The organism is Blattabacterium cuenoti (assembly GCF_014252255.1).
Classification (GTDB): domain Bacteria; phylum Bacteroidota; class Bacteroidia; order Flavobacteriales; family Blattabacteriaceae; genus Blattabacterium; species Blattabacterium cuenoti_J.
In genome coordinates this window covers 47160-65491 of record NZ_CP059213.1, presented here as the reverse complement: position 1 = coordinate 65491, position 18332 = coordinate 47160, and the positions used below count along the sequence as shown (strand labels likewise).

General features: G+C 22.0%; 12 protein-coding genes and 1 pseudogene. 5 read left to right on the top strand and 8 right to left on the bottom strand.

Annotated features, from left to right (window positions below; all coding sequences use genetic code 11):
• Positions 1 to 15: 15 nt before the first annotated feature.
• A complete protein-coding gene (locus H0H41_RS00265; RefSeq protein WP_185872262.1) occupies positions 16 to 951 on the top strand; it encodes an SPFH domain-containing protein in 936 nt (311 codons plus the stop codon).
• 13 nt (positions 952 to 964) lie between these two features.
• Positions 965 to 1312, top strand: a complete 348-nt coding sequence (locus H0H41_RS00260) for a DUF3127 domain-containing protein (protein WP_185872261.1) — start codon at positions 965 to 967, stop codon at positions 1310 to 1312.
• Between the two features lie 8 nt (positions 1313 to 1320).
• Here the strand turns inward: H0H41_RS00260 and H0H41_RS00255 are convergent, their stop codons facing one another.
• The 3 genes from H0H41_RS00255 to sucC all read right to left on the bottom strand — a co-directional run bounded on the left by H0H41_RS00255 (position 1321) and on the right by sucC (position 5483).
• A complete protein-coding gene (locus H0H41_RS00255; protein ID WP_185872260.1) occupies positions 1321 to 1956 on the bottom strand; it encodes an endonuclease III domain-containing protein in 636 nt (211 codons plus the stop codon).
• On the bottom strand, positions 1953 to 4076 hold the full coding sequence (locus H0H41_RS00250; protein ID WP_185872259.1) for an ATP-dependent Clp protease ATP-binding subunit: 2124 nt from the start codon (positions 4074 to 4076) through the stop codon (positions 1953 to 1955). Before H0H41_RS00250 ends, H0H41_RS00255 begins: the two co-directional genes overlap by 4 nt.
• 204 nt (positions 4077 to 4280) lie before the next feature.
• On the bottom strand, positions 4281 to 5483 hold the full coding sequence (gene sucC, locus H0H41_RS00245; protein ID WP_185872258.1) for an ADP-forming succinate--CoA ligase subunit beta: 1203 nt from the start codon (positions 5481 to 5483) through the stop codon (positions 4281 to 4283).
• Between the two features lie 210 nt (positions 5484 to 5693).
• Here sucC and H0H41_RS00240 point away from each other — a divergent pair.
• From H0H41_RS00240 to H0H41_RS00230, 3 genes and pseudogenes are all read left to right on the top strand, one after another.
• Positions 5694 to 6369, top strand: a pseudogene (locus H0H41_RS00240) (ABC transporter ATP-binding protein).
• 8 nt (positions 6370 to 6377) lie between these two features.
• Positions 6378 to 7040, top strand: a complete 663-nt coding sequence (locus H0H41_RS00235; RefSeq protein WP_185872257.1) for an alpha/beta hydrolase — start codon at positions 6378 to 6380, stop codon at positions 7038 to 7040.
• 17 nt (positions 7041 to 7057) lie between these two features.
• Positions 7058 to 7612 carry a hypothetical protein gene (locus tag H0H41_RS00230; protein WP_185872256.1) on the top strand — a complete coding sequence of 185 codons (555 nt, stop codon included), beginning with the start codon at positions 7058 to 7060 and terminating at the stop codon, positions 7610 to 7612.
• A 25-nt stretch (positions 7613 to 7637) separates the two neighbouring features.
• On the opposite strand, the gene odhB is transcribed toward H0H41_RS00230, so the two are convergent.
• The 5 genes from odhB to ccsA are packed head-to-tail and all read right to left on the bottom strand — an operon-like array spanning position 7638 to position 18293.
• A complete protein-coding gene (odhB, locus tag H0H41_RS00225; protein WP_185872255.1) occupies positions 7638 to 8828 on the bottom strand; it encodes a 2-oxoglutarate dehydrogenase complex dihydrolipoyllysine-residue succinyltransferase in 1191 nt (396 codons plus the stop codon).
• Positions 8825 to 11596 carry a 2-oxoglutarate dehydrogenase E1 component gene (locus H0H41_RS00220; RefSeq protein ID WP_223843732.1) on the bottom strand — a complete coding sequence of 924 codons (2772 nt, stop codon included), beginning with the start codon at positions 11594 to 11596 and terminating at the stop codon, positions 8825 to 8827. Before H0H41_RS00220 ends, odhB begins: the two co-directional genes overlap by 4 nt.
• 10 nt (positions 11597 to 11606) lie before the next feature.
• On the bottom strand, positions 11607 to 14309 hold the full coding sequence (gene alaS, locus H0H41_RS00215) for an alanine--tRNA ligase (protein WP_185872254.1): 2703 nt from the start codon (positions 14307 to 14309) through the stop codon (positions 11607 to 11609).
• 17 nt (positions 14310 to 14326) lie between these two features.
• Complete coding sequence (locus H0H41_RS00210) at positions 14327 to 15091, bottom strand: lysophospholipid acyltransferase family protein (protein ID WP_185872486.1); 765 nt, start codon at positions 15089 to 15091, stop codon at positions 14327 to 14329.
• Between the two features lie 52 nt (positions 15092 to 15143).
• A complete protein-coding gene (ccsA, locus tag H0H41_RS00205) occupies positions 15144 to 18293 on the bottom strand; it encodes a cytochrome c biogenesis protein CcsA (RefSeq protein ID WP_185872253.1) in 3150 nt (1049 codons plus the stop codon).
• Between the last annotated feature and the right edge of the window lie 39 nt (positions 18294 to 18332).

Genomic DNA, 18332 nt, shown 5'->3' with positions numbered 1-18332 from the left:
TTTAAGTAAATAAATATGAATATCTTTAGTTTACTATTTTATGGTGTATTAACTCTTTTAATTTTATCTCTTATTTCAAGTTTTATTTTTATAGTTAATCAAGAAACTGCATTTATTATTGAAAGAATGGGAAAATTTCATAGTATTCGTTATGCTGGATTAAATTTTAAAATTCCAATTTTAGATCATGTAGTAGGAAAATTAACTTTAAAAATTCAACAATTAGATATTTTAGTAGATACAAAAACAAAAGATAATGTTTTTGTAAAAGTAAAAATATCAGTTCAATTTAAAGTCATTGAAGAAAAAGTATATGAAGCTTTTTATAAATTAGATAATTCTCATGCTCAAATTACTTCTTATATTTTTGATGTTGTTAGAGCAGAAGTTCCAAAAATGCGTTTAGATGATGTTTTTGAAAGAAAAGATCATATTGCTCTTGTAGTAAAAGGAGAATTGGGAGGATCTATGTTAGATTATGGATATTCTATTATTAAAGCATTGGTAACAGATCTTGATCCTGATGAACAAGTTAAACAAGCTATGAATCGTATTAATACAGCTGAAAGAGAAAAAGTAGCAGCTGAATATAAAGCAGAAGCTGAAAGAATTAAAATTGTTGCTAAAGCAAAAGCAGAAGCTGAAAGTAAAAAATTACAAGGAATAGGAACAGCAGATCAACGTAGAGAAATAGCGAGAGGAATATTAGAATCAGTTGAAGTATTAAATAATGTAGGAATAAATTCACAAGAAGCTTCTGCTTTGATCGTAGTAACACAACATTATGATACATTACAATCTATGGGAGAAAATAGTAATACAAATTTAATTTTATTACCTAATTCACCAGGATCTGCTAGTGAAATGTTAAATAATATGATTACTTCATTTAATATTTCTAATCAAATTGGAGAAACACTTAAAAAAAAGAATAATAATAAAAAAAAATAAATTATAAATTTTCATGGAAATTATAGGAATAGTAAAAAAATTATTTAAAATTCAGAAATTTGATAGTGGATTTCGAAAAAGAGAAATGGTTTTAACTTCTGAAGAAGCATATCCTCAAAATATATTGATTGAGTTTATTCAAGATAAGGTTGATTTATTAGAAAATATAAATATAAAAGATAAAATAAAAGTTTTTATCAATATTCGTGGAAGAGAATGGACTAATCCTGAAGGAATTATTAAATATTTTAATTCTATTCAAGGATGGAAAATTGAAGATTATTCTACAAATTCTTCAAAAAAAACGTCTTCTATCTCTCAATCTTTATCTTCTGATGACTTTGATGATTTACCTTTTTAAGGTAGAATTTAGAATAATAAATTTTTTTTTAATAATTCTTGATAAATTATATCTTTATTTAAATTTATTTTTTTAGAAGGAGAATATTCTTTCGCATAAGAAATAATTTGAAGATGTAATTTTTTCCAATTTTTTTTATTAAAAATACTTTTTGCATCTTTTTCTGTTTTTGTAACATTTTTTCCATTACTTAATTTCCAACGATACATCATTCTATGTATATGAGTATCGACAGGAAATACAGGTATTTTTGATACAAAAGATAAAAAAACCGAAGCGGTTTTATGTCCTACTCCAGGTAAAGATTTTAGTTTTAAAATATTTTTAGGAATGACACTATTATATTTATTTATTAAAATAATAGATAAATCATAAATATTTTTTGCTTTTTTATTATGAAGTCCTATATTTTGTATATCATTTTTTATTTCTTCAATAGAAAAATAAAAAATATCCTTAGGATATTGTATTTTTGTAAATAAACGTTTTGTTGTTTTATTTACTATTTTTTCCTTACTTTTTGCAGTAAGTATAATAGCTATTAATAAAGTATATTCGTTTATATAATATAGAGTACTAATTGGATCTGGATATAAAAAATCTAATATTTTTTCAATTATTTTTTTTTTTATTAAAATATTCATATTTTTTTAATAAAAGCTTCTATGTCATTATTTTTTTCATTCATTTTTAATGAAATTATATCTCCTTTTTTTAATTTTTCATTAATAATACATTCTGATATAGGATTTTTAATAAATTTTTCTATTACTCTTTTTAAAGGACGAGCTCCATATTCATTATCAAATCCTTTATTTTGAATAAATTCTTTTACTTCAGGAAATAAAGTTAATTGATAACCGATATTAGATACATGAAGTATTATTTTTTCTAATTCTATAGAAGTTATTTTAGATATATTTTTTCTTGTTAAAGAATTAAAAATAATAATATCGTCTATTCTATTTAAAAATTCTGGAGAAAAAGTTCTTTTTAAAGCTTGTTCTAAAACATTTTTTATGTAATTATTTGATTTTCTTGCTTTTGTACAAAAACCAATTCCTTGACCAAATTCTTTTAATTGTTGCGTACCTATATTTGATGTAAAAATAATTACAGTATTTTTAAAGTTTATTTTTCTTCCAATACTATCTGTTACACATCCGTAATCTAACATTTGTAATAAAATATTAAATACTTCATGATGTGCTTTTTCTATTTCATCTAATAATATTACTGAATAAGGTCGACGACGTATAATTTCTGTTAATTGACCACCCTCTTCATAACCAACATAACCTGGGGGAGCCCCTATTAATCTAGAAACAGAGAATTTTTCCATATATTCACTCATATCTAGACGTATTAATGATTCTTCTGAATCAAATAATTCTTTAGTAAAAATTTTTGCTAAATAAGTTTTTCCAACACCTGTTGGTCCTAAAAAAATAAAAGAACCTATAGGAGAATTAGGATCTTTTAATCCAGTTCTATTTCTTTGAACTGATCTTACTATTTTTTCTACTGCTTCATTTTGACCTACTATTTTTTCTTTTAAAATATCTGTCATTTTATTTAACTTCCTCATTTCAGCTTGAGCAATTCTATTTACTGGAACTCCACTCATCATAGATACAACTTCTTCAATATTTTCTTCGGATACAATTTCTTTATTTTCTTTAGAAGATTCTTCCCATTCTTGTTGAGCTTTAATTAATTGTTTTTCTATACGTTTTTCTGTATCACGTAAACGTGCAGCTTCTTCGTATTTTTGACTTTTTACAACTTTAGATTTTTCTTCACGAATATTTTCTAATTTTTTTTCTAAAAAAATTATTTCTTGGGGTACTTTTATATTTTGTATATGTACACGTGATCCTGCTTCATCTAATGCATCAATTGCTTTATCAGGTAAATAACGATCTACAATATATCGTACAGTTAGGGCTACACAAGCTTTAATTGCTTTTTCTGTATATAAAACATTATGATGACTTTCATATTTACTTTTAATTTTTTTTAAAATTTCTATAGTTTCTTTTTCCGAAGAAGGTTGAACCATAATTTTTTGAAATCTTCGTTCTAAAGCTCCATCTTTTTCTATATATTGTCTATATTCATTTAATGTAGTAGCTCCAATACATTGAATAAATCCTCTTGCTAAAGCAGGTTTAAATATATTAGATGCATCTAATGATCCTGTAGTTCCTCCAGCTCCAATCATTGTATGAATTTCATCTATAAAAAGTATTAATTCTGAATTTTTTTCCGATTCATTTATAATAGACTTCATTCTTTCTTCAAATTGACCTCTATATTTAGTTCCCGCAACTAAACTTGCTAAATCCAATACAACTACTCTTTTATTGTATAATACTCTAGATACTTTTTTATTCACAATACGAAGGGCTAACCCTTCAGCTATAGCTGATTTACCTACTCCAGGTTCTCCTATAAGTAAAGGATTATTTTTTTTTCTTCTACTCAATATTTGAGAAACACGTTCTACTTCTTTATCTCTTCCTACTACAGGATCTAATTTTCCTTCCATTGCTATTGCATTTAAATCCCTTCCAAAATTATCTAAAACTGGAGTTTTGCTTCTTATTGAAGTTCCTCCATAATAACCAGATCCTGTTCCTGTTCCACTTCCTCCAGATCCGTAAGAAGAAGAAGAAGTAGAACTATTATCAATATCTTCATCTGAATAAGCAGAAGAGAAAAAAATTTTTTTTCTACTGTTTGACGAGTAATAATGAATCATAAATTAAAATTTATAAAAAGATAAAACATCTTATGTATTTTATTGGAAAATGAATAAAAATATTAACATAGTTTATAAGTATAAATTTGTTAAATTTTTATTAAATAATATAAATATTTTGTTTTTCTATTAATTTATTCCATTTTATTTAATGGTTTATATTTTTTATATCATATAATTTTTTTAAAAAAATTTTTTCATAAACTATATTGTATGCAAAATTTCTTTAATTTTATCAGACGCATCTTTTAACGTATCAGTAGAATAAATAGGTAATAAACTTTTTTGAAGCATTTTTTTTGCTATTTCTTCATTTGTACCTTGTAAACGAATAACTACCGGAATTTTAATATTATCATCAATTTTAGAATACGAATTAATTATACCTTCTGCTACCGTATCACAACGAACTATTCCACCAAATATATTGATTAATATTGTTTTAACAGATTTATCTTGTAATATAATAGAAAAAGCTTTTTCTACACGTTTTTTATCCGCTGATCCTCCTATATCTAAAAAATTAGCAGGTTCTCCCCCACACAATTTAATCATGTCCATAGTAGCCATAGCTAAACCCGCTCCATTTACCATACATCCTACGTTACCCTTTAATTTTAAAAAATTTAAATTTGCTTCTTTTGCTTTTTTTTCAAGATGAATATCAATGTCATTTTTATTATACATAATAGCATATTTTTTATGACGAAATAAAGCATTATCATCTAATACAATTTTAATATCTACAGGAATGATTTTATTATCAAATGTTTTTATTAAAGGGTTTATTTCTAATAATAAAGTATCATAAGCTATATAAGCTTTATAAAGAGAAATTAAAAAATTACTTAAATTTTTTAAGGAATCATGATACATATCCAAATGAAAAGCTATTTTTCTTATTTGAAAGAATTGTAATCCTAATAATGGATCTATTTCATCTGTATATATTTTTTCTGGATTTTTTTTTGAAAGATCTTCTATATTTACTCCTCCTTCTTTAGAATATAGAATTATATTTTTTTCTATATCACGATTAAGTAATATCGATAAATAATATTCTCTAGGTGGATTTAATTCATAAGAATAAATATCTTCAGATAATAAAATTTTTTTAACTAATTTTCCTTTTTTCGAAGTTTGTGGAGTTACTAAAAATTTTCCTAAAATATTTTTTGATTTTTTATAAACTTCATCTAAATTTTTTGCAATTTGAATACCACCAGATTTTCCACGTCCCCCTGCATGTATTTGAGCTTTAATTATTAAAGAATTTTTTTTAGTTTTTTGAAAAATGATTTTTGCTGATTTTACAGCTTCTTCTGGAGAAGAAGCAAGTATTCCATATGGAACTTGAATTGCAAAAGAATTTAATATTTCTCTACCTTGGTATTCATGTAAATTCATTGAAAATAATTTTAAGTAAATTTAAATTAAAATTCGTTTATTTTTGAAATGTTTCTTTAACTTGAAGTTGTTGATATTTATTTATTTTATTATTTATTTTATTTTATTATAAGTTATAAGATATAATAATAATCATATTAAATTAAAATTAAAGAAATAAAATAAAAGAGTATACTAAACAATAGTATTAGTATTATAATTTACAAAAAAATGATTCAAGCTGAAAATATTTATAAATCTTTTGGAAAAGATGAAATAATTAAAGGAGTAAATCTTTTTGTAAGAGAAGGAAAAATGGTTTGTATATTAGGTGAATCTGGAGCAGGAAAAAGTACTCTTTTGCAGATTATTGGAACTTTAGAAAAACCTACTATAAAGAAAAAAATAAAAACTATTTTAAAAATAAATGGAAAAGAAATTTTATATCTTTCAGATAAAGAACTTTCTTCTTTAAGAAATCAAACAATAGGTTTTATTTTTCAAACTCCTCAACTTTTTCCTGAATTTACTGCATTAGAAAATATTTGTTTACCCGGATTTATAAATGAAAAAAATAAAAATAATGTAAAACAAAAGGCGAAAAGTTTATTAAAAAAATTAAATCTTTCTAAATATAAAAACTCCAAACCAGAAGAATTATCTGGAGGACAAAAACAAAGATTATCTGTAGCAAGAGCTTTAATTAATGATCCTAAAATTATTTTTGCAGATGAACCTTCTGGAAATTTAGATAAAAAAAATGCAGATAAATTACATAATTTTTTTTTTTTTAAAAAAAGAACTAAAACAAACTTTTTTAGTTGTTACTCACAATATGCAATTAGCAAACATGGCTGATGAAAAACTAAAAATAGAAAATGGAAAAGTATATCAAATGAAAAAATAAAATATTTTATGCTTTTAAAAAATAAACTTTCTATTAAACATATTATAAAAAAACCAAATAATGGAAATAATACTACTCTTTTTTTAATGATTCACGGATATGGAAGTAATGAAAGAGATCTTTTTTCTTTTCAAAAAGATCTTCCTGAAAATTTTTTTATAATTAGTATTCAAGGAATTTATTCTCTTGGAATAGATAAATATTCTTGGTATGATATTGATTTTTCAAATGAAAAAAAATTTATTAATATTTTACAAGCTAAAAAAACTATTGATAAAATATCTTTTTTTATAGATGAAGCTATTACAGAATATAAATTAAAAGAAAACCACGTTTGGTTATGTGGATTTAGTCAAGGAGCTATTTTAAGCTATCCTATAGCTTTTAAAAAACCTAATAAAATAAAAAAAGTAATTTCTTTAAGTGGATATTTAGAAAAAAGTCTTTTACCAGAAAAAATAAATTTATTTAATTATACGGATTTAGAATTTTTTATATCTCATGGAAAATATGATACAATAATTCCTTTAAATTGGACAAAAGAAGGATTAAAATTTCTTAAAAAGAAGAAAATACTTTCTTTATTTTATAAAGAATATGATTCTGGACATACTTTAAATAATGTAAATTATTTAGATTTAATGAATTGGATTAAAAAAAAACATATTTAATAAAAAAATTCAATTTTATGAGTAAATATTCAAAAATCATATTATTTTTAATAATTTTTTTTCTATCCATTTTTTTATTTTTACAAAAAAATTACTTTTGGGGAAGTATTTTATTTTTTTTAAGTTTGATTCCTATTTTTTTTATATTTAGAAATGAATTTTTATTATTAGCTTTTTTAAAAATAAGAAAAAAAGATATGAATGGATTAAAAAAGTATTTAGAATATATAAAAAATCCTGAATTACAACTGACTAAAAATCAAATAGCTTATTATTATTTTTTAAATGGAATTTTATATTCAGAAAAAAATATTATTGAATCAGAAAATTATATGCAGAAAGCTTTATTTTTTGGATTAAAATTCAAACAAAATATAGCCATTGCTAAATTAAACTTAGCAATAGCTTCTTTATCAAAAGGAGATAAAAAAAGAGCAGAACTTTTATTATTAGAAGCAAAAAAAATGGATATTTCTGGTTTATTACATGATCAAATTCAAATTATAAAAATACAAATGAAAAAAATAAATATAGGAAATAAAAATAAACCAAATCCTTATACTAGAAAATAAGTACTATAGTAATATGTTATATTAATTATAATTCTAAAATTTTATGAATATTTTTTTCATTTCCTTCCATTAAAAATTTTATTGGATTTTCTATAGATTCTTTTATAGACATTAAAAAACCAACAGATTCCCTACCATCAATTATTCTATGATCATAAGATAAAGCTAAATACATAATAGGACGTATTTCAATAGATCCGTTAATTACTACAGGTCTTTCCATAATTTTATGCATTCCTAATATAGCACTTTGTGGTGGATTTATAATTGGAGTAGATAACATTGATCCAAAAATACCTCCATTTGTAATTGTAAAAGTACCTCCTGTCATTTCTTGTATAGAAATTGTTCCATTTTGAACACGTATTGATAAATTATTAATTTCTTGTTCTATACCTCGAAATGATAAATGTTCCGCATTTCTTATGACAGGAACCATTAACCCTTTAGGTCCAGATATTGCAATACTAATATCATAATATTCAAAATTTATTTTTTCTTTTCCATTAATCATAGCATTAACGTCTGGATACATTTTTAATGCTCTAATACAAGAAATAGTAAAAAAAGACATTAATCCTAAATTAACTCCATGTTTTTCTTTAAAAATATTTTTATATTTTTTTCTTATAAAAAAAACTTCTTGCATATCGACTTCATTGAAGGTTGTAAGTGTAGCTGTTTCATTTTTTACAGATATTAATCTTTCAGAAAGTTTTCTTCTTAAAGAAGAAAGAGCAGTTATCTTTTTTGATCTATATATTGGAATATGTCTACTCATAGACTTAAAATTAGGATTCTTATCAAGAAAAACAATACAATCTTCTTTTGTAATTCTTCCATATTTTCCTGTTCCTTTAATAGATTCTATAGGAATATTATTTTCTTTTAATATTTTTTTTGAAGATGGAGAAGGAATTTTAATATTTTTATTATCCTTATCCTTATAAATTTTTTTTGTATCTATTTTTATAGATTTTTTAGAAGTGTCAATTAAGCATAATATATCTCCAACTTGTATTTTTTCTCCTTTTTTTACCATTGAGGTAATTATTCCATTTTCTTCTGCAGAAACTTCTAAAGTTGCTTTATCTGAATCTATTTCTGCTATTGTTTGACCTTTATTAACATAGTCTCCATCTTTTACAAACCATGTGGAAACTTCTACTTCTGTAATTGATTCTCCTGGAGAGGGGACTTTTACTTTTGTTATCATAAAAAAGCTTTTTTTAATATTTCATTTTGAATTTTTAAAAAATCTATATAAGATCCTGTAGATGGACTAGAATTTTCAGATGGAGAAATTAAATTAAATGATATTATATTTTTCAATTTTCTTAAAATAAAACTCCATAATCCCATATTTTCTGGTTCTTCTTGTACCCAATAAATTATTTTTTTATTTTTATATTTAATAAGTAAATTTTCAATTTTTTCTATTTTTAATGGGTAAATTTGTTCTATTCTAATTAATGCTGTATTGTTATTTTTTAAAGATTCTTTTTTATTTAATAAATCATAATATATTTTTCCAGAGCAAAAAATTAATTTAGTTATTTTATTAAAATCTTTTACATAAGGATCATCTATAATTTCTTGAAACTTTCCTTCAGAAAGTTTATCTATTGTAGATAAGCATTTAGAATTTCTAAGTAAACTTTTTGGCGTAAAAATTATAAGAGGTTTACGATATTTTAATTTCATTTGTCTTCTTAAAAGATGATAAAAATTAGCTGGAGTAGTACAATTAACTACAAATAAATTATTTTTAGCACAAAGTTGTAAATATCGTTCTATACGTGCAGAAGAATGTTCTGGACCTTGACCTTCATATCCATGAGGGAGTAATAAAACTATTCCATTTCGAATTTTCCATTTATTTTCTCCTGATGAAATATATTGATCTATTATAATTTGTCCTCCATTTCCAAAATCTCCAAATTGAGCTTCCCATAAGGTTAAAACATAAGGAGAATACATAGCATATCCATAATCAAAACCCAATACTCCATATTCTGAAAGAGGTGAATTAAAAATTTGTATTTTTCCTTGTCCTATACGTATATTATTTAAAAGAATAATTTCTTCTTCTTCTTCTGTTTTAATAATAGCATGACGTTGAGAAAATGTTCCTCTTGCTACATCTTCTCCTGATAAACGAATATGAATTCCTTCATCTAAAAGTGTTCCATAAGCAAGTAATTCTGACATACTCCAATCTACTAATTTATTAGTAATCATTTTTAATCTATTTCTAAAAATAGATTCCGTTTTTTTAAAAAATTTTTTATCTTTTGGGAGAGAAAAAATTTTATGAGATATATCTATAATTTTTTTCATTGAAATTCGAGTATCTACCATTTGAAAAATATCTTTATTAGTAGATACTACAGGAAAATTTTTCCATTCTTCTTCTAAAAAAGAATTCAAAACATTCCATTTTATATTTTTTGCTTCATTATATCCTACATTTAGAATATTTTTATATTCTTTTTCCATATTTATTATATCATTATTATTAATGATTCCATTTTTTTCTAATTTTTTTTTATATAAATTATAAGAATTGGTATGTTTAGAAATAGCTTTATATAAAGATGGTTGAGTAAATCTAGGTTCATCTCCTTCATTATGTCCATATTTTCTATATCCAAGTAAATCTATAAAAATATCTTCATGATATTTCATTCTAAAATCTACAGCAAAATAAATTGCTTTTATAACAGATTCGACATCATCTGCATTAACATGTAATACTGGAGAAAGAAGAACTTTTGCTATATCAGTACAATAAATACTAGAACGTCCTTCAGTATAATTTGTAGTAAAGCCTATTTGATTATTAAGTACAATATGAATTGTTCCTCCCGTTTTATATCCTTTTAATTTAGATAATTGAATTACTTCATATACAATTCCTTGCCCTGATAACGCGGCATCTCCATGAATTAAAATAGGAATAATTTTTTCTGAATTACTATTTTTATTATAAACTATATCTATTTTTGCACGTGTAATTCCTTCTACAATTGCATCTACAGATTCTAAATGTGAAGGGTTAGGAACTAAATGTAGTCGAATATATTGTCCTTTACGAGTTTTTCTAATTTTAGAAAATCCAAGATGATATTTTACATCACCAGAAAAAGTTTTTTCTTTATATTCTTTTTCTTGAAATTCACTAAATATTTGAGAATAATTTTTTTGAAAAAAATTAGAAAGAATATTTAAACGACCTCTATGTGACATTCCTATTATAAAGTCTTCTGATAAATATTTACTAGAAGTATATTCTATCATTTCTTCTAATCCAGGTAATAAAGATTCATTTCCTTCTATAGAAAACCTTTTTTGACCTACGAATTTTGTATGAATAAAATTTTCAAATGAAACTGCTTCATTTAATTTTTTTAAAAAAAATTTTTTTTCTTCTGCAGAAAATTGCAATTTTTTTTTTTGAAACCATCTTTCAATCCATTGAATTTTTTGAGGATTAGAAATATACATATATTCTATTCCTATAGATCTACAATAAATATTTTTTAAATAAAAAATTATATTTTTTAATGAACTTTTTCCAATTCCTATTAATTCACCAGCGTAAAAAGACATATCAAGATCTTTATCAGATAGCCCAAAATTTTTTAAATCTAAAGAAGGAAAATGTTTTCTTCTTTCTCGTATAGGATTTGTATTAGTAAAAAAATGACCTCTTTGTCTATAAGTATTAATTAAGTTATATACTAAAAATTCCTTATGAATAATCTCTTTATTTAAATTAATAAATGTTTTATCATTTTCTTGATTTATTGATTTATCATAAGTTTTATAGTTTTTTTCTCCAAAATCAAATCCATTAAAAAAAGCACTCCAACTTAATTCTATTGAATTAGGATCTTTTTTATACTTATTATATAAAAATTCTAAATTTTTAAAATGTATGGTATTTAAAAAAGAATATTTATCACTTATAGAGTCACTCATATACTATTTTTTACTTTTTAAATTTCAAATTTAAACATTTTAAATATCTATCAAAGTTTATTTGATTTTTTATATTTTTTGTATTTTTTAAAATCAAATTCAATCCATTTTTTTCAGTTCCTATAGATGTAGCAAAAAAAGATTTCCCCCAATATTTTCCTTTTATATAATATGCAATTTTATCTATTATTTTATGGGCATGAATATTTTTTTTTTGAATTATGGAATCTGAAATAGATATAAAAATAATTGGTTTTTTTTCTTTTATAAATCCAATAATCATAAATAAATCAGGTATTTCATGTCTTAAATCTAAAACTATTTTTTTAATAATATTTATATCTAATTTTTTTTCTTGAATTGGGTCTATATCACATATATAATTCATTGAAGAAAATGAAATTTTTTTTAAAAAAAACTCTTTTTTTATTATTTTTATTTGTTGTAAACGTATTTCTGATATTTCTTTTTTTAATTTTTTATTAGATTCTTGTAAAAGAAGGAAGCTTTTTAAAGGATATTTTGTATATTTTTTTAAATATTGATATTGATCATGAACTGATTTTAAATATTGTATTGCTATTTTTGAAGTAATAGCTTTAATTCTTCGTATTCCATATGATATAGAAGATTCTGATATAATTTTAAAAACTTGAATTACTCCAGTATTTTTTACATGTGTTCCAATACATAATTCAGAATTTTTATCAAAAGTTATTACTCGTACTTTTTTTTCATATTTATTTTCAAATGTTTCATTTGTATGAAAAAAAATATTTTTTTGAGCTTCTTGAAAAGAAGAAAATATTTTTTCTTTTAAAAAAATATCAGAAAATATGAGTTCTTGAACTATATTTTCTATTTTATTCAATTCTTCAATAGTTATTTTTTGATAATGAGAAAAATCAAATCGTAAATATTCATCTCCTATATAAGAACCTTTTTGTTGAATATGATTTCCTAATATTTTTTTTAAAGCAAAATGTAATAAATGGGTAGATGTATGATTTTTTTCAATTTTTTCTCTTCTATTTTTATTAACTATAGCTTGAAAAGAAGAATAAATATTTAAAGGTAATTTTAAAGCGTAATGTATAATAATAGAATTTTCTTTTTTAGTATCAAAAATATTAACTTCATCAGTTTTACTTTTTATAATACCAGTATCTCCTAATTGCCCCCCTCCTTCAGGATAAAAAGGAGTTTTTGAAAATACTAATTCATAATAATGATTTTTTGTTAATTTATTTTCTATTTTTCTATATTGTATAATTACAATATCACATTTTATAATATTATATCCTATAAAATTTATATTATCATGAATAAATTGGTGATTATGTACTTTTATCCAATCTTTTTTTATTATTATATTATTTTCTTTTTTAGATCTATTTTTTTGTTCTAATAATTTTTTATGAAATAATTTTTCATCAATTGATAAATTATTTTTTTCAACTAATATTTTAGATAATTTTATAGGAAAACCATAAGTATCATATAATTGAAAAATAGTTTTTCCATCAATAATTTTTTCTTTTTTTTCTTTAGTTTTTTCTATTATATATTGAATTTTTTGACTTCCTTTTTCAATAATTCTTAAAAAAGATAATTCTTCTTCTTGAATAACATTTTTTATATATTCTTTTTTTTTTTCTAATTCTGGAAAAGAATTTTTCATTCTTTTTACTAAAGAATCTACAAATTGATAAATAAAAGGTTCTTTTTTATAGAAAAAACGATTTACATAAATTACAGTTCTTCTAAGAATTTTTCTTATAATATAACCAGATCCATTATTTGATGGTAATACACCATCTGATATAGAAAAAACAATAGATCTTAAATGATCTGCTATTATATGTATAGATACTTTTTGATGAAAATCTTTTTTATAAATTTTTCCCAAAGATTCTTTTATATTTTGAATAATTGGATAAAAAATATCAGTTTCATAACTAGAAAATTTTCCTTGCAATACTGTACATAATCTTTCTAATCCCATTCCTGTATCAATATGTTTTATAGGAAGTTTTTCTAATTTTCCATCTGATTTACGTAAATATTCTATAAAAACAAGATTCCAAATCTCTATAACTTTTGGATGTTTTTTATTAATGAGATATTTTCCATGTAAAATTTTTTTTTCTTTTTCATTACGTAAATCTATATGAATTTCGGAACAAGGTCCACAAGGACCTGTTAATCCCATTTCCCAAAAATTTTCTTTTTTTCCAAAAAAAAGAATATTATCTTTATTAACGAAATTTTTCCAATATTGAAAAGTTTCATTATCCATGGATAATCCTTCTTTTTCGTCTCCAGTAAAAATTGATATATAAATATTTTTTTTTGGTATATTATATACTGTAATTAATAATTCCCATGCCCATTCTATTGCTTCTTTCCTAGAATAATCTCCAAAAGACCAATTTCCTAACATTTCAAACATGGTATGATGATAATTATCATATCCTACATTTTCTAAATCATTATGTTTTCCAGTTACTCTCAAACATTTTTGAATATTAACTATTCTTGAATGGTTTGGTTTAACATGTCCTAAAAAATAATCCTTAAAAGGATTCATTCCTGCATTAATAAAAAAAAGTGTTGGATCATTTTTTGAATAAATAGGAAAAGAAGGAATAATTTTATGTTTTTTTTTTTGAAAAAAATTAAGAAAAGTATCTTTTACTGATTGATATTTCATATCATTTATTTATGTATTTATGAATTTTTTTTTCTATAATATTTAGGAGATTGTTCTATAGCATCCATAATTTTTTCCATAATATTTTCAGTAGTATCTTTTTTTAAATTTAATGGAATAGGTTTTTTAAATTTCATTTTTTGTAAAACACCTTTTTTTTTAATTTGAATTCCTTTTTTATCATAAGCTTTTTGAAATCCATCTATTACAATAGGAACAACAATAGGATTGTATTTTCTAATTACATGAACAATTCCTCTTCTTCCAGGGGCAAATTCTTTAGTAGTTCCTTGTGGAAAAGTAATTAACCATCCATCATTAATAGCTATACCCATACGAGTTATTTCAGATATATTTACGGTACGATTTACTTTTTTATTTCCTTCTCTCCATGTTCTTTTTACAGTTATTCCTCCAGAATAAATAAATAATTTTGTTAAAAAACCTTTATTCATAGTTTCTTGAGCTGCTACATAATATAAATTTACTTTTGGATTTAAAAGATAAATAGGATTTTTTATACTATTAATAAATCCATTTTTCACACTACAAAATACATGAAACATAGCAAAAATATCTGCAAAATATGTTTGATGATTTGAAACAAATAGAACTTTTTTATCAGGTAAATCTTTAATATACTCCGTTCCTTTTAATTGTAATTTATTAAATCCATTATAACGATTATAAGAAATACAACCAAAAGTAAAAATTAGAAAACGTTTTATAAAATGTAAATTGCCAAATGCATCTCTAAATAAAGTACTTTCTTTTTTTTTCAAATTTTTCTTTTTTGTTTTTTTAAAAAAAGATAAATGAAAATTCACTGTTTATTTATTTTTTCGTAATGTTATGAAATTTTTCAGAATAATAAGCAAAACTTGTTACAATAAACAAGATTATTAAACTATAATATATCCAATAAGGAACAGATATAGGATCTTCTTTTGCATAAGAATGCAACCCAGATAAATAATAATTTACACCAAAATAAGTCATTATAATAGAACTTATTGAAATAATACTATAAAAATTAAAAATAAATATATTTTTCATAGATGGTATTAAACGAATATGTAATACAAATGCATAAATCATAATACTAATTAAAGCCCAAGTTTCTTTTGGATCCCAGCTCCAATATCGTCCCCAACTGTTATTTGCCCAAACAGATCCTAAAAAAGTTCCTATTGTTAATAAAAAAATACCTATAATAAGACACATTTCATTAATAATAGTTAATTTTTCAATATGATTTTGAATTTTTTTTCTATAAAAACGAAGATATGCTTTTAATATATATAAAAGTAATACAAAAAATCCTAAAAAAGATCCTGTAAAAAAAAAACCATAACTTGTTGTTATTGTTGCTACATGTATAATCAACCAGTGAGATTTTAAAACTGGTACTAAGTTTGTTATTTCTGGATCCATTTTATTCGATATCATTAATAAAATAGATGCTATTAAAATTGTTATTCCTAAAACAAATCGATTTCTATAAAATAGAAAACCTATTCCTACTAAACAAAAACTAATAAAAATAGCTGATTCATATCCATTAGTCCATGGAGCGTGTTCTGAAATATACCATCTAAAAATTAGACCTAAAAAATTTAAAAAAAATAATAATAATGAAATTAGAAAAAATATTTTAGATAAAAAATTTAAATATTTTTTTTTGAAAAAAATTTGAAAAAAAGAATTAATAATAATAAATATTCCTAAATAAGCATATAAAAAAGATAATAAATTAAATATGTTTAATTTATTATAAATAATTTCTATAGATATTTTATTTTCTGAAGGTAAAATATCTTTTGCATATTTTTTTTGATAAAGTCGTATTTTTTCTATTTCATGATCTGCTATACTCCAATTTTTTTCATTTTGAGCATATAATAAAGATTTTAAATAATTATTATACATAGATAAACCAGAATAATTGAATTTATTTGAATCTGATATCATCCAACTAGACCAAGTATTATTGACATCATTTGGTATAGGAAATATACGAAGATATTTTCCCTGAAAAATTTCATGAATAATTCCTACACATTCACTAAGTCTCAGTACGGATTTATCATATTCATTTCTTTGTATTGGATTTTTAGAAAAAGCTTTTTCATAATCTTTTTGAAGAATAAATTTTAAACTTGATGTTTTTATATCTAAAGTATAAAGATCTATCAGAGATACATAACATTCTTTATTTGCTTTAACTTTATTTAAAAATTTATATCCTCCTTTTTTATCTACTTTAATAAAAGGAATTTTTGTCCAAAATATATTATCTTGAAGAATAGATATAAACCATTGATTAGCATCTAAATTCTCTAAATAATTTTTTTTATATATTCTTCTAAGAAGTTCAATAGCTATAGTATTAATCGGTTTTATTCTTCCTTTATTATCTTGTACTAATAAACGACCAAAGTTTTCACTATGTTTTTTTGGAATATGAATAGCTTCAGAAATATTTTTTAATGAATCTTTTTTAAGATTATGTATTTGAGCAAAAGAAACATAATTATTTCCTAAAAAAAATAATAATATAAAAAATAATATTATATAATTGTTTTTATATAAATTTTTTAATTTATTTATTAAATAATGAAATCTAGTCCCTTTCCAAAATAAAGTCATCAACATACCTATACTCATAAAAATATAACCTATATAAGAAAAATAAGTTCCTAAATAATCATTATTAACAGAAAAATAAGTTCCTTTTCCATCTGGATCATATCCAGATTGAAAAAATCTATATCCCTTATAATTTAAAACATTATTCATATAAATCAAATAATTTTTTCTTTTATCTTTATCTATAAGTGTAATATCACTCATAAAAGATGAAGGAAACCCAGATCCTGGATAATTTTTTATTTTAAAATTATTTAATCGTAATAAAAAAGGAAGATTAAAAAAAATAGATCCATATCCAATAGATATTTTACAATCTTTAAATAATAAGGAATCACTCATTTTTAATGTATTTTTTCCTCCTAAAAATGTTACAAATTTAGATTGATTCAAAAAAGATATTTTTACTGTAATAGCATTTAATAAATTATTATTATTATCTTCATCTTTTTCACATGATTGAATATATTCTAATTTTCCTTTAATAATTCCTTCAGGAATAACCCAATGAATCATACCATGATCTGTTTTTATTCGATATAAATATTTTTTTCTTAAAATATAAGATGTATCCTTTAATAAAAAATTAGTTTTTCTATTAATCATATTTATATATTCTCCTGAATAAGAAGATTTAAAAAATAATTTATTTTTTTTTTCAAAAATTTTTATACCAAAAGGTATTTCTTTATTTAAAGAAAATATTATACCATTTATTTTTAAAATATTGCCATTTTGAATAAAATTTTCGATTCGACCTATTTTATTATTTGAAATAATTTTAATAAATTTATTTTCTTTTTTTCTTTTAGAAAGTATAACCTTAGCACAAGGAATATAATCTATAATTTTTATTTCTAAAGGATTATTATTAAAATAAAATTTTTTTTGATATTTTTTATGATAAGGGGAAATAATATAATGATCATGATAATATGTAGTATAATTACCTTGATTAATTTTTAATTTAATATAATTTTTTCTAGAAATAATTTTTTTATTGATTTCTCCTTCTCTTATAGACATAATACCTTCAAAACTATAATATCTAGAAAAAATTCCTCCTATAAAAAGAAATATAAATGATAAATGAAAAATAAAAAGAGGAATTTTATGATAATTCCATAATTTATATTTCCATATATTTCCCATTAAATTTATTACAATTAATAACATTACAAATTCAAACCAAATAGATTCATAAATGAATATTTTAGCAACATTTGTTGAATATTTTTTTTCTAAAAAAGTAGCTATAGCCATAGATATGGCAAATAATAAAAATAAAAAAGAAGTTATTTTAGTAGAGAAAAAAAATTTTTTTAACGATTGCATATTATATTAATTATTTTTTTAATATAAAAACGAATTATT

Bases quoted from the DNA above. Each gene is read 5' to 3' on its own strand.
- H0H41_RS00250 (WP_185872259.1), bottom strand. From the start codon at position 4,076: ATGATTCATTATTACTCGTCAAACAGTAGAAAAAAAATTTTTTTCTCT.
- sucC (WP_185872258.1), bottom strand. From the start codon at position 5,483: ATGAATTTACATGAATACCAAGGTAGAGAAATATTAAATTCTTTTGCA.
- odhB (WP_185872255.1), bottom strand. From the start codon at position 8,828: ATGATAACAAAAGTAAAAGTCCCCTCTCCAGGAGAATCAATTACAGAA.
- H0H41_RS00220 (WP_223843732.1), bottom strand. From the start codon at position 11,596: ATGAGTGACTCTATAAGTGATAAATATTCTTTTTTAAATACCATACAT.
- ccsA (WP_185872253.1), bottom strand. From the start codon at position 18,293: ATGCAATCGTTAAAAAAATTTTTTTTCTCTACTAAAATAACTTCTTTT.
- H0H41_RS00265 (WP_185872262.1), top strand. From the start codon at position 16: ATGAATATCTTTAGTTTACTATTTTATGGTGTATTAACTCTTTTAATT.
- alaS (WP_185872254.1), bottom strand. From the start codon at position 14,309: ATGAAATATCAATCAGTAAAAGATACTTTTCTTAATTTTTTTCAAAAA.
- H0H41_RS00255 (WP_185872260.1), bottom strand. From the start codon at position 1,956: ATGAATATTTTAATAAAAAAAAAAATAATTGAAAAAATATTAGATTTT.
- H0H41_RS00260 (WP_185872261.1), top strand. From the start codon at position 965: ATGGAAATTATAGGAATAGTAAAAAAATTATTTAAAATTCAGAAATTT.
- H0H41_RS00230 (WP_185872256.1), top strand. From the start codon at position 7,058: ATGAGTAAATATTCAAAAATCATATTATTTTTAATAATTTTTTTTCTA.
- H0H41_RS00235 (WP_185872257.1), top strand. From the start codon at position 6,378: ATGCTTTTAAAAAATAAACTTTCTATTAAACATATTATAAAAAAACCA.